The organism is Dokdonia sinensis (assembly GCF_003688895.1).
Classification (GTDB): domain Bacteria; phylum Bacteroidota; class Bacteroidia; order Flavobacteriales; family Flavobacteriaceae; genus Dokdonia; species Dokdonia sinensis.
Map to the genome: position 1 here is coordinate 468,232 of NZ_REFV01000001.1, position 15,208 is coordinate 483,439.

A 15,208-nucleotide genomic window follows, 5' to 3' on the forward strand; every position below is an offset into this window, starting at 1 on the left:
TGCAATTATGACAAAATTTTTACAGGCTAGGGATGAGCATTACAGGGTTATATATTTTAAAGTTGGGGATTAGGGTATTACCGCTTTCGCGAAATATACTCTAAACTCGTTTCAGTAGCGTACTCAAGATAACTACCCTACCTCTCGTATTTTGCCACAATCTTGTCCACACAATTGATACCATCTATCGCCGCCGAAATGATTCCTCCAGCATAACCCGCACCTTCACCACAAGGGTAAAGCCCCTTTATTTCAACGTGCTCGAGCGTTTCCCAGTCGCGCGGAATAGAAACTGGAGATGAAGTACGACTCTCTGGCGCGTGTATCACGGCATCGTTTGTAAGATATCCTTTCATCTTCCTACCGAAACCTAGAAAGGCCTTTTTTAGTCGTTTTGAAATCAAATCAGGTAAAACCTTATTTAAGTCTACTGAGACAATTCCTGGTTGATAAGAAGTTTTAGGGAAGTTTTTAGAAATACGACCGTCTACAAAATCACGCATACGTTGCGCAGGAACGGCCTGCGTTTTTCCCGCCGCTTCCCAACAAGCACGCTCTACAGATTTTTGAAAGTCCAGACATACGAAAGGGTCGCCTTCCTTAAAATTGGGTAGATCTTCTGGTGTGACACTCACAACAATACCAGAGTTTGCATAGGGATTATCTCGTTTACTAGGACTCCAACCGTTAGTAACAACCTCCTCCTGATCCGTCGCGCAAGGTGCAATAATTCCACCAGGACACATACAGAAAGAGTACACACCCAGTCCATCTACTTGCTGTACAAGACTGTAGGATGCTGGTGGCAAATACGGGTTATCCCCGTCAGAATGATATTGAATATCATCTATGAGCTCCTGTTGATGCTCGATCCGTACTCCTATTGCAAATGGTTTTGCTTCAATCTTAATCCCACGCTCATGCAATAAATAAAAGATATCTCTTGCACTATGACCCGTTGCAAGAATCACTTCATCAAAGTCGTGCCAAGCATCATCATTAATCTGAACGGAACTAATCGCTCCATCTGTTACTTTTAAATCGGTCAGTTTACTGTCAAAATGAACCTCGCCTCCATATTCGATGATTGCCTCGCGCATTGTGGTGATTATCTTAGGCAACTTGTTTGTTCCTATGTGCGGGTGCGCATCTACGAGAATTTCTGGCACTGCACCAAAATGCACAAACCACTCCAACGCCTTAAGCACATTCCCTCGCTTTTTTGAACGCGTATATAGTTTACCATCGGAATATGTTCCTGCCCCACCTTCTCCAAAACAGTAATTAGAGTCTGGATTTACAATATGATCTTTATTAATTGCTGCGAGATCCCTTCGTCTTGCTCGCACATCTTTCCCTCGTTCAAAAACAATGGGTTTGAGCCCACCTTCAATCGCTCGCAAGGCTGCATATAGTCCCGCTGGCCCAGCCCCGATGATAGCAATGGGATGCCCGTCAGCAACATTTTGAGGCACAAAAGGCGGGATGTCAGGTCGCTCCTCTCCTACCATCCAAAACTCAATTTGCAAGGAAATCTTAACCGGTGCCTTGCGCGCATCTATACTACGCTTCCTAATATCCCACTCGCGTACTTCATCTGCGGTTAAGTTCGCTTTCGCGAAAGCTAACTCGGCGATATAATCATCATCTTCTGCCTGATGAGGAAGTACATTTATTTGAACGAGTTTGGACATTTTTTAGAGATGAGATGTTAGATTTGAGATTGAAGACGTATCTGGACTATAGGCATAACATTTATGTAAAATTGAATAATAGCACAATTAAAGGTGGTTGAGTGTCCCGACGTCAAGTTGGGATGTATCGAAACCTCCGACATAAAGTTACCCAACTTTCTCAACCAATTCCTTGAGACTTAGCGTCTCCTGTGTCCCAGCTTCCATATCCTTTAAAGTAAACGTTCCAGCATTCATTTCTTCTGTTCCCGCAAGTACCAAAAATGGGATGTTTCTTCGATTTGCGTAGGTCATTTGCTTTTTCATCTGCTTATTAGAAGTCACAGCATCTGGATAGAGTTCAGATGAGATTCCTTGAGCTCGCAGTTGTGCGATGGCTTTCATTGCGTAGCCGGCTTCGCTGTCTCCAAAGTTTACAAAGAATACTTTAACACCCTCAGTCGCTTCTTCTGGAAACAATCCGAGATCTTCGAGCACCAGATAAATTCGGTCTAACCCAAAAGAGATTCCTACTCCACTCACGTCTTTAAGGCCAAATATTCCAGTCAAATCTGCATAACGACCACCACCACCTATACTTCCCATCTGTACACCATCTGGAGCGCTCACTTCAAAAATGGCTCCTGTGTAGTAGTTGAGTCCGCGAGCGAGGGTTACGTCTAGTTGCAATTGAGCCGTTTTCAATCCAAGATTTTCTATCGCATCATTGATAAATAACATCTCATCGATGCCTTCTTTCCCCGTTTCTGAACTAGAAAGTAATTCCTTGAGCGTTCCTAATTGCTCTCCAAAACTTCCTGATAATGTAAAGAGTGGTGCTACTTTATTAATGGCTTCTTGAGTAATTCCTTTTTCCAGCATTTCCTTAGTCACGCCTTCTTCTCCTATTTTATCCAGCTTATCCAGCGCCACGGTAAAATCTATGAGTTTATCGCTGGCTCCTATAACTTCGGCGATGCCGGAGAGGATTTTTCGGTTGTTCATTTTTATGGTGACACCATCTAATTTTAAAGCGGTAAAAACGGCATCGTACAACTGTACAAATTCCACTTCTTGCCACAGCGAATCACTCCCCACCACATCTGCATCGCACTGATAGAACTCTCTAAAACGTCCTTTTTGTGGTCGGTCTGCCCTCCAAACGGGCTGGATTTGAAATCTCTTAAAAGGAAAAACAATGTCGTTTTGGTGCTGTACGACATAACGTGCAAAAGGCACAGTTAGGTCGTAGCGTAAAGCTTTTTCGGAGATATAGTTACCAACATATTTACTACCCATTTGAAAATAAAAATCTCCATATATAATATTAGACAATAAAGAAAGACTAGTATTATCTTTAGCAAGGAGCATATCATAAAGATTATCATTATGTATGATGATACCTCTTATTCTCAACCATATATCATTAGTCAGCTCATCTAGGTCAATTAAATTCTCATCGAATTTTATCTCTTTATGCGCTCTCAATATATTTGGAAATTCTTTTTTGAAATTTGAGGCAAAATCTTCAAATGAGAAATTTCCTTCTGAAGTATTATCCAAAGTCACTCTTAAATTAGACAACGAAGTTTTTATTGACTTAATCAAATTTTCATTGAATTTCTTCAAAAATTCCCCACTATTCAAAATTTTAAAAATCAATCGATCTCCTTCTTCCCCATACTTCCCCATTAGAGTATCGCTGTTTTCAAAACTGGGCGTCTCAATAGGCTGAAAACCAAAACGCTGAAATTGCGTGCGAATGGTGTTCATAATATACGTACGTTTTGCCACCTCTTCTGGTGAAAAATCGCGGGTTCCTTTTGGGATGGAAGGTTTCTGAGCCATAAATAATGTAGAAGTTTACTTTTTCAGTTTCTAAGTTCGGATGAATTTCCCGCAAATATCCTAAAATTTGAGGGTTTAGGAGAATAATTAGAGAAGTAACGTAACTTTTTGACCACTTAGGAGTCTTATGAGACATACAAGAAAAAACCAATCGTGATGAAACAACATTTACTTGCTATTACCGCTTTTCTCCTCGGGCTTAGTGCTTACAGTCAAGAAATCACGGGAGACTGGAATGCAATGCTCAAAGTAATGGGTCAGGAATTACCTCTTGTTTTGCATATTTCTGAGCAAAATGGAACTTACAAAACCACGTTAGATAGCCCAAAGCAAGGTGCAATGGGAATCGAAGCGAGCGCAACAACCTTTATAAATGACACCTTAAATGTAGAAGTTAAGGCTATAGGAATGACCTATGAAGGTGTTTATCAAGAAAATGGAAATGTCGTAGGAACCTTTCAACAAGGAGGTATGCAACTGCCTCTAGAACTTACTCGAGAAGCGATTATTTCAGAACCTGTAAATCGTCCTCAAGAGCCCATAAAACCTTATCCGTATAAAGAGGAAGAAGTAACTTTTGAAAATACCGAGGCCGGTATTACACTTGCAGGAACGCTCACGATACCTAAATCGATAATGGCGAGCAAGGCCTATCCTGCGGTTATTCTCATTTCTGGCTCAGGACCTCAAAATCGCGATGAGGAATTGCTGGGTCATAAACCATTTTTAGTTTTATCAGATTATTTGACACGACAGGGATTTGCCGTATTGCGGTATGACGACCGAGGAACGGCTCAGAGTACGGGAGATTTTGCCAGTGCCACGAGTGAAGATCTTGCAACAGATGCGCAGGCGGCGTTTGAGTTTTTGCTTTCGCGAAAGCAAATAAATCCCAATAAAATAGGTTTTGCAGGTCATAGTGAAGGTGGTCTCATTGCCCCTATGGTTGCAGCCAAAAATAAGGATGTGGCATTCATCGCACTACTAGCAGGCGTAGGACAACCTGGTGCCGAACTTCTGGCAGATCAAAGATACCTTATAGGCAAAGCACAGGGAATGTCAGAAGAAACTCTAAAGAAGAATAGAATTGGAGCTGAAAATATTTACAAAATTATCAACGACAATACAGGCGATGACGAAGTAATCATTGAGAAGGCTACTATTTATCTTAAGAACGCTCTAACCCAAAATCCTGAGCTTGTTCCTCAAGGTATGTCTGTTGATCAGTTGATTGAGCAACAGCTTAACCAACTCACTACGCCGTGGTTTCAATACTTTTTAAAAACTGACCCTAGTCCTACTCTTGAAAAAGTACAGTGTCCCGTTCTTGCCATAAACGGAAGTTTAGACCTACAAGTGCCTTCACAAAAGAATTTATCCCTTATTGAAGAACACGTAAAAAAAGGGGGCAACGATGATGTTACGACGGTAGAAATTCCTAATTTAAACCACCTTTTCCAGACTGCTGAAACGGGAAGTCCTACAGAGTATGGGGCAATTGAGGAGACGTTTTCACCTGTGGCTTTAGAGATTATAGGAAACTGGATTAAAGAAAAAACCAACTAGAACCAATGTTTACACTTTTTAGAGAAAATTTTTATATCGCTTGGGACAGTATTAAGAGTCAGCTCCTGCGTACGCTCATTACTGTTTTTATTATAGGAATAGGGATTACTGCTCTGGTGGGGATTCTGAGTCTCATAAATGCCTTAGAAACAAGTCTTACTGGAAGTTTCTCAGATATGGGGAGTAATACATTTACGGTAAACAGGTATGAATTTACCTCTCGTAACAGGGATGAAAAACAGAAAATAAATCCTGTAATTACATACCAACAAGTAAAACAATTCTCAGAAGATTATAATTATCCCGTCGCAACAACCTCCATAGCTTTCACGGGTACACGAACAGCCGAAGTAAAATTTGAAAGTGATAAAACTGACCCTGAAGTCTCGGTTCTGGGAGCAAATGAAAATTTTCTAGACAACTCTGGTCTGAAATTAGAAAGTGGGAGGAATTTCACCACCTTTGATATACAGAATAACACACGCGTTTGTATTCTGGGAAGTGACTTTAGAAAAAACCTTTTTAAAAGCACAAATCCCATAGATAAAACCATAAGTGTACGAGGCACAAAATTTAAGGTCATCGGGATTTTAGAGGAGAAGGGTTCAACATTTGGTAACCGAGTAGATTTACGAGTCATCATACCTATTCAAGTTGCTCGCTCCATATACACCCAACCGTTCATAAATTATGATATGAGTGTAAAAGTTGCAGATGCAAACCTAATGGATAGTGCGCAAGATGAAGCTATTGCAGTTTTTAGAAATATTAGAAACTTGTCTCCTGTCGAGGAAAATGACTTCGGGATGCAGCGCAGTGACGACCTTATTAATCAGATAAAAGAAGATACTGCGAAGATTAATTTGGCAGCCTGGTTCATAAGCGGATTGACTATTTTTGGATCTTGTATTGCACTGCTCAACATTATGCTCGTTTCTGTAACAGAGCGTACCCGTGAGATTGGAGTACGTAAAGCCCTAGGGGCAAAGAAATCTACTATTGCCTTTCAATTTTTGTATGAAGCAATTCTCGTTGGGCAAATGGGAGGAATTCTCGGTATTGTTTTGGGGTGTCTTATAGGGCTGGCTATCTCGAAATTTGCTTTTCAAATTGAATTTATGATTCCTTGGGGAGCGATTATCATTGCGACTGTAATTACATTTATAGTAGCTCTATTATCAGGGATTATCCCTGCGATTAAGGCTGCTAGACTAGATCCAGTGGAGTCATTGAGATATGAGTAGTAGGCGGTAGTCGGTAGTCGAAAAATCTATTTATCCCTTTTCCATATTTAATAAGAAATCACAATCTAAGGTGACTTTCCGCTATTAATCGGGGGCAAACGGTGATTTTGTGCCCTAAGAGTAGCCGAAGAGTACAAGTTGTGCGATAAATACCAGAATACTTCCAGAAAACTAAGATTATCAAAATAAAGATACCCGCCTTCGCGGGTATTCTCTAAATAGTAAAAGCCCGATCTAACGACCGGGCTTTTAACAAAGTTTAGTTGAGAAGCGCTTCAAACTTCATCGATTTATATGGTATAACACTTAAAGCCTTGGAATAATTAAGAAGAAACGCTATTGTTTCTAATTTTGGGTTCATATCATTTGCCTTTTTGCCCGGCGTGGGCGTTGAGTAAATTTTTGCCATATAACTGCGAATTTGATTTTGGTTTATATCAGAAACGCAAAAATGTACCCCGTATTGTATTAATTAGTCAAAATAATATTGTGCTTCTCTATCACTTTTCTCAAATTGATAAGTGCATAGCGCATTCTACCTAGTGCCGTATTAATACTCACACCCGTACGCTCAGAGATTTCCTTAAAACTCATCTCTTGATACATACGCATATGCAACACCTCTCTTTGATCATCTGGTAACTCTTCAATAAGGCGACGTACATCATTATGTACCTGATCTTTTACCATTTGCTTTTCTGCATTTAAAGCACCATCTGTCAGTACGGAGAATATTGAAAATTCTCCCGCATTATCAAACTTAGGCATACGGTTGTTACGACGGAAATGGTCTATCACAAGGTTATGAGCAATACGCATCACCCAAGGAAGAAATTTACCTTCCTCATTATACTTACCCTTTTTGAGTGTCTTGATGACTTTTATAAATGTATCTTGAAAAACATCTTCGGCCACATCACGATCATAAACTTTTGAATATATAAAACTATATATACGCTGTTTGTGCCTCTTGATAAGAATAGCTAGTGAATTTTCGTCTCCTTGAATGTAATTACTTACGAGCGTAGCATCGCTTGTTAACACGTTTTTCATAATACAACTTTTGTAGGTTTAGAGTGTTTGAGTCACTCAATCAAAATTTCTAAAAGTAGTATTACGCTATAGGCAGTTGCTATTTATTGTGTTAATGAATGGTAAATATAAACTAAATGGTGTTAAAAATGCAAATCACTTGTGAAATTTCTTTCTAAATTTCTGAAACCCCTTTGTTTATCGTGAGCGAGGGAAGTCTTATCTTTACAATTTAATAAACTATCTCGGCGCAAAATACGAGGTATTCACCGAAAATAATATTTCATTTCGAGGTAAGCCCGGTATTTTCACCCTTGGCTATCGCCCCGCGATTAAAAAAATGCAATGCAAAAAGACCTTTCTACCGTCGATCCTCGACACAATATTATCATAAAGGGTGCCAAACTCCATAATCTTAAGAATATAGATGTAATTATCCCGCGTAATAAGTTGGTGGTGATTACAGGTCTTTCTGGTTCTGGGAAATCCAGCCTTGCGTTTGATACATTATATGCAGAGGGACAGCGCCGTTATGTAGAGAGTCTTTCCTCCTACGCCCGCCAGTTTCTCGGTCGGCTGGACAAACCTAAGGTAGATTATATAAAAGGTATTGCTCCCGCCATCGCCATCGAGCAAAAGGTGAATAGCACAAACCCACGTAGTACCGTTGGGACGACTACAGAAATTTATGATTACCTCAAACTGCTTTACGCCCGCATCGGGAGAACCATCTCACCAGTTTCGGGTAACGAGGTAAAGAAAGATACGGTTACGGATGTGGTGGAGTATATTAACACTTTCGCGAAAGCGGAAAAACTCCTGCTACTAGCTCCCATCCACTTAGAAAAAGGTCGAAAATTAGAAGACAAACTCAAAGCGTTACTCCAACAGGGATATGCCAGAGTCAAAATAAAAGATGAAGTACTCAGACTAGACGAACTGGATGCCAAAGCCAAAAAAGCCAAAGCAAAAGATGTCCTCCTAGTAGTAGACCGCATCGTCACAAATCCAGACGATGAAGACTTCCTTAACCGACTTGCAGATGCCACACAAACTGCATTTTTTGAAGGAAAGGGCGAAATCTTCATCGAAAAAATGAGCGATGGAAGCCAGCGACAGTTTTCAAACAAATTTGAGCTAGACGGAATGACTTTTCTGGAGCCAAACGTGCATTTATTTTCCTTTAATAACCCGTATGGCGCTTGCCCCACTTGTGAAGGATATGGTGATGTCATAGGAATAGACGAAGACCTCGTGATTCCTAACACGGGGCTGTCGGTTTATGAAAATTGTATATTTCCGTGGCGCGGGGATAGTATGAGTCACTATCGCGACCAGCTGGTAAACCGTGCTTATAAATTTGACTTCCCGATTCATAAACCGTGGTTTGAACTTACAGAAGAGCAAAAACAGCTGGTTTGGGATGGAAATAAAGAATTTGACGGACTGAATAAATTCTTCAAATATTTAGAATCCAAAGCCTATAAAATTCAAAATCGCGTGATGCTTTCCCGTTATCGTGGGAAAACAAAATGTCAGACTTGTAAAGGAAAACGCCTGCGCCCAGAGGCAACATACGTACAAGTAGGTGGAAAAAACATTGTAGATCTTGTCACGCTTCCTTTGGATGAAGTAGCTACTTTTTTTAAAGACCTTAAACTCTCCGAACACGATACTACGATTGCCAAAAGACTATTACAAGAAATCAATAGTCGACTGGAATTTCTATCAAAAGTGGGTCTAAACTATCTTACCCTCAACCGTAAATCAAATACCCTTTCTGGAGGAGAATCACAACGTATCAATCTTGCGACTTCGCTAGGTAGTAGCCTTGTGGGGTCTATGTATATTCTGGATGAACCCAGTATCGGCCTGCATCCCAAGGACACCGAAAAACTTATCGAGGTCTTAAAATCCCTACGCGATTTAGGAAACACCGTCATAGTGGTAGAGCACGATGAGGATATTATGAAATCGGCAGATGAGATTATTGATATAGGACCGGAGGCTGGAACCTTTGGCGGTCACGTAGTAGCTTCGGGAGATTATAAGCATATTTTAAAGAGCGATTCGCTCACGGCAGGATACCTTAACGGTTCATTAGAAATTGAAGTTCCTAAAAAACGCAGAAAGACAGATTATAAAGTAGAGATTGTAGGTGCTAGAGAAAACAACCTAAAAAATCTTGATGTTACATTTCCTCTAGGCGTATTTGTCGCCGTCACCGGTGTTTCTGGAAGTGGAAAAAGTACATTGGTCAAAAAACTGCTCTACCCTGCTCTACTAAAAGCAACAGGTGGTTACGGTACAAAAGCAGGACAGTTTACGGAGCTCAAGGGAAAATTTGACAATATTAAAAGTGTCGAGTTTATTGACCAGAATCCCATAGGTCGCTCTTCGCGCTCTAATCCAGTCACTTATATCAAAGCGTATGATGATATTAGGAAACTGTACGAAAACCAGAAACTCAGTAAAATACGTAACTATAAATCCAAGCATTTTTCATTTAATGTAGATGGTGGCCGTTGTGAGACCTGCAAAGGTGAGGGCGAAGTAACCATCGAGATGCAATTTATGGCAGATGTGCATCTGGAGTGTGAAACCTGTAAGGGAAGGCGCTTTAAGAAAGAGGTGCTGGAGGTCACCTTTCACGATAAAAACATCGATGATATTTTAAACCTTACTATTGACGATGCAGTTGCCTTTTTTAAAGAACACGGAGAGACTAAAATTACGCGTAAACTCAAACCATTACAAGATGTAGGTTTGGGCTATGTGACTTTGGGTCAAAGCTCCTCTACTCTATCTGGTGGCGAGGCGCAACGTATCAAACTTGCTTCATTTTTGGTCAAAGGAACAACTAAGGACAAGGCGTTGTTTATTTTTGACGAACCGACGACGGGACTGCATTTTCACGATATAAAGAAATTACTTGCTTCCTTTGAAGCGCTTATTGCCAAAGGTCATAGCGTTATCGTTGTAGAGCATAATATGGACCTTGTAAAGTGCGCAGATCACGTCATAGATTTAGGTCCAGAAGGTGGTAAACGTGGAGGAACGCTGATGGCGCAGGGAACTCCAGAGGAAGTCGCCAAAACTAAGAAATCTCTCACCGGTCAATATTTAAAGGAAAAAGTGTAGCTTTATTCCCGTGGGAATTAAGAATTTTCTAAATCAAATTAAGGAAGCCGTCTTAGCAGGTGTTAAGACGATAGACCCTGCGGTATTTGACCATCCACTTGCTCAGAAGACAGAGTGGACGCCTAAAGCTCCAGGTGGATCAAACTTTAAGACCAGATCACTTGTAAAGGAATCTTCCTCTTTACTTTATTATAAAGGCTCTACTGCGCTTTTTATTTTTGGACTTGTGTTTACGATTTTCCCATTGCTTTTTGTTGTTCCTGTTTTCTTTCTTACAAACAATCAAGGTCCCGAAGATGGCTTTATGTACATTTTTTTAATCGTTCCAGCTATTTTCTTAATCGTAGGTCTTTTTATTATAAGGAGCTCACGCAAGCGTAAATTTTTGGATAAATCTGCTGGTTACTTTTACACGTCTAGAAAGAAAGCTATTTATGGGATTCAAGTCTCGCCAAAAAAAGGCTGGATCAAACTTTCAGAAATTAAAGCCTTGCAAATTCTAAGTGAGCGCGTTTCTTCAAAAAATGGAAGCTACCGCAGTTACGAGATAAACGCCGTATTTCCCGATGGTAACAGACACAATATTGTAGACCACGGAAAATACGAGACCATACTAGCTGATGCCGAAGTTATAGCAGATTTTCTCGCAGTCCCCTGCTGGAATGCCGTAGATGGTACGACGTATACTTCATCAAAAACTGTAGCGCAACCTTCAGAAAACTCCCGATATGACAATGACGTTTCTTATGAAACTCCAGAATATACCGAGCAAGACCTAGATGAAGATTATGATTCTTTAAAGCGTAGGAAGTTGTAGGATTGGGGTTCCGCTTTCGCGAAAATTTATCCCGAATTTATTTCGGGAGCGTAATTACTCCTATCTTTAAGCAAACTTAATTCCTATGTTTCGATTTCTACTTTTGGCCTGTCTCACAAGCCTACCATCCATTGCTCAGTCCGATACCGAAGTGTACTTATTTGACCTTAAAGTAATAGACGGAACAATCACGCTCGAAAATCAGCGCAATATTTCTAATAATGAAGGTTATGATAATCAGCCATCGTTTTATAATGACAATCAAGTCTTGTTTGCCAAAACTCAAAACGGACAAACCGATATTGCTTCCTATAATGTAAGGGATAACGAGGCACAATGGATTTCTGACACCGACGTAGGAAGCGAGTATTCCCCTCTTAAAATACTAAATCAAAAGGCAGTTTCATCAGTAAGGCTAGACACAAATGGACTGCAACGATTGTATCGCTATGATTATAAAAGCGGTAAGAGCGAGATGCTTATAGACACTCTAGTGGTCGCCTATCATACCTGGTATGACGACTATACTGTAGTTTCGTCAGTAATCAGTGAGAATCGTCTTGACCTTTTTGTTTCAAATCTTAACGATAAAGCAAATACGCTTCAGCAAAAAAATACAGGCCGTTCCATTCATAAAATTCCGAACACAGACCTTGTAAGTTATGTGAGTAAAGAGAATGAAATCTGGAAAATTAAATCACTACAACCCATTTCTGGAGCAACGCAAGAGATTATAGATTTGCCCAAAGGCTACGAAGATTTCTGTTATCTCATAAACGGTACGATTGTTTTAGGTAAGGGAAACGCTTTGTACGGTTATAATCCTAAAACGGACAAAGACTGGAAACTCATACATCGCTTTACGGATAACAATCTTTGGAACATAACACGAGTTGCTACAAACGCTACGTCTACAATGCTGGCGATTGTGAGTGATATTTCACCAGAGCGCATTGTGGAGAAACAACTGAAGTCCTTTAATGAAGGAGATTTAGAAACGTTTGCAAACACGTTTACCAGCGACGTTGTCGTTAAAAATTACCCTGACGAGCTCATTTATGAAGGTCGTGACGCTTTAAAGCAACGTTATAAAGCGCTTTTCGCTCGAGGCGAAAAAATAAGCGTGGAAGTAAAAAATAGACTTATAAACGGCAATAAAGTGATAGACGAAGAATGGGTCACAAAAAATGGAGTATCTAAAAAACAACTCACTATTTTTGAAATAAGAGGCGGACTCATTTCTAAAATGACCTTTATAAATAACTAATTATGAAACACACCTTAGTCGCAAGTCTACTTGCTATAAGTATCTTGAGCTGTAAGCAAGAAAATAAACAAGAAGCTGAAACCTCAGCCGTTGCAGAAACAAAGACAGAAGTCTTTGCCCCAAAAAACGATCACCAACTGCGCACGATAAAAAAAGCAACTATAGCTCCTTCTGTAGATGGCGTGGGAAATGATCCTGCTTGGGAAAAAGAACAATGGTATGACCTAGACCAGCGGTGGTTAGGTTCTGATTATGATGAGGCCGATTTTAAGGGTCGTTATAAAATGACGTGGACCCCAGAAGCCCTCTACATCCTTGCCGAAATTCAAGATGACATTTTATACGACCAGCATAAAGATCCATTAACATTATGGTGGGATGATGATTGCCTAGAGATTTTTATAGATGAAGATAATTCTGGCGGTGGGCATCAGTTTACCCACAATGCCTTTGCATATCACGTCGCCTTAGATGGTAATGTGGTCGATATAGCTCCTGGTGAAGTACCAACCCTGTATAACAATCACGTGAGGTCTAAGCGTAAAACCACAGGAAACACTACCATTTGGGAATGTGCGATGACTATATATGATGACACTTATAAAGATGGAGGTGTAAACGATCAAGTGGTACTTACTTCTGGTAAGAAAATGGGATTTGCTCTAGCATATTGTGATAACGATGCCAGCAAGGAGCGCGAAAATTTCATAGGCTCCGTTCCCGTTCCCGGTGAAGATAAAAACCGTGGTTGGATAGATGCTGGGATTTTTGGCACTATAGAACTTGTAGAGTAATTCTTAAAATTTTGTTACAAAAACCAGAAACGCCTCTCTAAGTCTTAATTTAGGGAGGTATTTTTTTACGCTCCCGAAACAAGTTCGGGACAAGTTTTCGCAAAAGCAATAAATAAACCCTTATGAAAAAACCAATATTCTTATCACTACTTCTAGCGATTACACTATCTACAGTAGGCTTCGCCCAAACAGATCAGCGCATATATGACATCATAGACGCCGTTTCTGCCGAAAGAATTAAAAGCGATGTAAAAACACTTGCCGATTTTGGGACGCGACACACCTTGAGCGACACCGTTTCAACCACGCGTGGTATAGGCGCAGCGCGACGCTGGATAAAGAGTGAATTTGAGAAGACTTCAGATAGTTGCAACGATTGCCTTGAGGTATCCTACCAAAGTAACCTTGTTAAAGCTGAGGGAAATAGACGCATTCCTCGCGATGTAAATGTGGTTAATGTTGTGGCCATACAACGTGGCACGAAATACCCTAATCGCTATATAATAATGAGTGGTGACATAGACAGTCGCATCTCAGACCCTAACAATTTTACAGACGACTCGCCAGGAGCAAATGATAATGCTAGTGGTATGGCGGGTACTCTGGAAGCTGCTCGTGTACTTTCTAAGTACACTTTTGAAAATAGTATTATGTATGTTGGACTTTCCGGTGAAGAACAGGGACTCTTTGGTGGGGCTGGACTTGCGGCATATGCAAAGGAGCAGGACTGGGATATTATAGGGATTTACAATAATGATATGATAGGGAATATTACAGGTGTAGATGGTGTGATAGACAATAGAACTTTCCGCATATTTTCTGAACCTGTCCCTCCTACGGAGACTGACCGAGAGCGCAACTCTCGCCGTTTTTACGGTGGTGAAGTAGACGGTATCTCAAGACAGCTTGCACGATTTGTTCATAAAAATGTAAAGACCTACATGCCAGAAATGAACCCTATGATGATTTATCGTTTGGACCGTTTTGGGCGCGGTGGTCATCATCGCCCATTTAATGATCTAGGATTTGCTGGTATCCGTATTATGGAGGCTCACGAAAACTACACGCAGCAACATCAAGATATCCGAACAGAAAATGGCATTAAATATGGCGATACGTTTGAACACGTAAATTTTGACTACGCCGCAAAACTTACCGCTGTTAATGCTATTAATCTTGCCGCTATGGCTTGGGCACCTCCAGCCCCAAATTCTGTCGGAATCGGTGGGATTGTGGAACCTAGTGCAAGGTTCAAATGGTCTGCGGTAGATGGCGCCACTGGATATAAAATTTATTGGAGAGACACCACTAGTCCCACCTGGGATCACTCGAGATATGTAGGAAGTGTAACAGAATTTACGCTGGAAGGTATTGTGATAGATAACTTCTTCTTTGGCGTTGCTTCGGTGGGTAAAGATGGTCACGAGAGCCCCGTAGTTTTTCCTAATGCTATCATTCGGTAAGGAAGTGGTTATTTGTACGCTTTCGCGAAAGCGTACTTACATTAAAAAACAAAAGAGGCTGTCTTAAAAGGCAGTCTCTTTTTTTTTGAATACTTTTCAGTATTTCGTATCTTCATGGTATGAAAGCCAGTCCTGTCTGGAAGACCAACAACCAGTCCCAATTGAGTCTTCTCCCACCAAGTTATGATGATTTTGTTCCGGAGAACCATCCGGTACGTATAGTGAACATTATTATCGATCAAATCGATATCAGCTCCATCGAGAGAACCTACAAAGGTGGCGGTACTTCCAGCTACCATCCACGTGACCTTTTGAAGATTTTGGTCTATGCCTATCTGCGTAATCTCTACTCTTCCCGTAAGA

Annotated in this window: 12 protein-coding genes; 8 read left to right on the top strand and 4 right to left on the bottom strand. The window is 40.6% G+C overall.

Going from position 1 to position 15,208, the window contains the following annotated elements; translation table 11 throughout:
- Positions 1-137: 137 nt before the first annotated feature.
- Both EAX61_RS01970 and hisS read right to left on the bottom strand, forming a co-directional pair.
- A complete protein-coding gene (locus tag EAX61_RS01970) occupies positions 138-1,694 on the bottom strand; it encodes an NAD(P)/FAD-dependent oxidoreductase (protein ID WP_121915965.1) in 1,557 nt (518 codons plus the stop codon).
- Positions 1,695-1,841: 147 nt separating this feature from the next.
- Positions 1,842-3,521, bottom strand: coding sequence for a histidine--tRNA ligase (gene hisS, locus EAX61_RS01975; protein WP_121915966.1), 1,680 nt, complete (start codon positions 3,519-3,521; stop codon positions 1,842-1,844).
- Between the two features lie 156 nt (positions 3,522-3,677).
- On the opposite strand from hisS, the gene EAX61_RS01980 reads away from it, so the two are divergent.
- The gene (locus tag EAX61_RS01980; RefSeq protein WP_121915967.1) at positions 3,678-5,087 is read left to right on the top strand and encodes an alpha/beta hydrolase family protein; all 1,410 of its coding nucleotides are present in this window, start codon (positions 3,678-3,680) and stop codon (positions 5,085-5,087) included.
- A gap of 5 nt (positions 5,088-5,092) precedes the next feature.
- On the top strand, positions 5,093-6,331 hold the full coding sequence (locus EAX61_RS01985; protein ID WP_121915968.1) for an ABC transporter permease: 1,239 nt from the start codon (positions 5,093-5,095) through the stop codon (positions 6,329-6,331).
- A gap of 259 nt (positions 6,332-6,590) precedes the next feature.
- Here EAX61_RS01985 and EAX61_RS16515 read toward each other — a convergent pair whose 3' ends face one another.
- Both EAX61_RS16515 and EAX61_RS01990 read right to left on the bottom strand, forming a co-directional pair.
- Positions 6,591-6,740 (bottom strand): hypothetical protein, encoded by a 150-nt coding sequence (locus tag EAX61_RS16515; protein WP_201739396.1) that lies wholly within the window; start codon positions 6,738-6,740, stop codon positions 6,591-6,593.
- Between the two features lie 59 nt (positions 6,741-6,799).
- The gene (locus EAX61_RS01990) at positions 6,800-7,384 is read right to left on the bottom strand and encodes an RNA polymerase sigma factor (protein ID WP_121915969.1); all 585 of its coding nucleotides are present in this window, start codon (positions 7,382-7,384) and stop codon (positions 6,800-6,802) included.
- A gap of 324 nt (positions 7,385-7,708) precedes the next feature.
- Here EAX61_RS01990 and uvrA point away from each other — a divergent pair, with 324 nt between their 5' ends.
- The 6 genes from uvrA to EAX61_RS16605 form a co-directional block, all read left to right on the top strand.
- On the top strand, positions 7,709-10,504 hold the full coding sequence (gene uvrA / locus EAX61_RS01995; protein WP_121915970.1) for an excinuclease ABC subunit UvrA: 2,796 nt from the start codon (positions 7,709-7,711) through the stop codon (positions 10,502-10,504).
- Positions 10,505-10,514: 10 nt separating this feature from the next.
- Entirely contained in the window at positions 10,515-11,321 is an 807-nt protein-coding gene (locus EAX61_RS02000) for a hypothetical protein (protein WP_121915971.1), read from the top strand.
- Between the two features lie 85 nt (positions 11,322-11,406).
- A complete protein-coding gene (locus tag EAX61_RS02005; RefSeq protein WP_121915972.1) occupies positions 11,407-12,588 on the top strand; it encodes a nuclear transport factor 2 family protein in 1,182 nt (393 codons plus the stop codon).
- Positions 12,589-12,590: 2 nt separating this feature from the next.
- On the top strand, positions 12,591-13,382 hold the full coding sequence (locus EAX61_RS02010) for a sugar-binding protein (protein ID WP_121915973.1): 792 nt from the start codon (positions 12,591-12,593) through the stop codon (positions 13,380-13,382).
- A 122-nt stretch (positions 13,383-13,504) separates the two neighbouring features.
- The gene (locus EAX61_RS02015) at positions 13,505-14,845 is read left to right on the top strand and encodes a M28 family peptidase (protein ID WP_121915974.1); all 1,341 of its coding nucleotides are present in this window, start codon (positions 13,505-13,507) and stop codon (positions 14,843-14,845) included.
- A 119-nt stretch (positions 14,846-14,964) separates the two neighbouring features.
- On the top strand, positions 14,965-15,208 hold a 244-nt coding region (locus EAX61_RS16605; RefSeq protein WP_147448317.1), incomplete at its 3' end, for a transposase.

Coding starts and splice junctions, on each gene's coding strand:
- EAX61_RS02005 (WP_121915972.1), top strand. CDS start 11,407: ATGTTTCGATTTCTACTTTTGGCCTGTCTCACAAGCCTACCATCCATT.
- uvrA (WP_121915970.1), top strand. CDS start 7,709: ATGCAAAAAGACCTTTCTACCGTCGATCCTCGACACAATATTATCATA.
- EAX61_RS01970 (WP_121915965.1), bottom strand. CDS start 1,694: ATGTCCAAACTCGTTCAAATAAATGTACTTCCTCATCAGGCAGAAGAT.
- EAX61_RS01985 (WP_121915968.1), top strand. CDS start 5,093: ATGTTTACACTTTTTAGAGAAAATTTTTATATCGCTTGGGACAGTATT.
- EAX61_RS01980 (WP_121915967.1), top strand. CDS start 3,678: ATGAAACAACATTTACTTGCTATTACCGCTTTTCTCCTCGGGCTTAGT.
- EAX61_RS01990 (WP_121915969.1), bottom strand. CDS start 7,384: ATGAAAAACGTGTTAACAAGCGATGCTACGCTCGTAAGTAATTACATT.
- EAX61_RS16515 (WP_201739396.1), bottom strand. CDS start 6,740: ATGGCAAAAATTTACTCAACGCCCACGCCGGGCAAAAAGGCAAATGAT.
- hisS (WP_121915966.1), bottom strand. CDS start 3,521: ATGGCTCAGAAACCTTCCATCCCAAAAGGAACCCGCGATTTTTCACCA.
- EAX61_RS02010 (WP_121915973.1), top strand. CDS start 12,591: ATGAAACACACCTTAGTCGCAAGTCTACTTGCTATAAGTATCTTGAGC.
- EAX61_RS02015 (WP_121915974.1), top strand. CDS start 13,505: ATGAAAAAACCAATATTCTTATCACTACTTCTAGCGATTACACTATCT.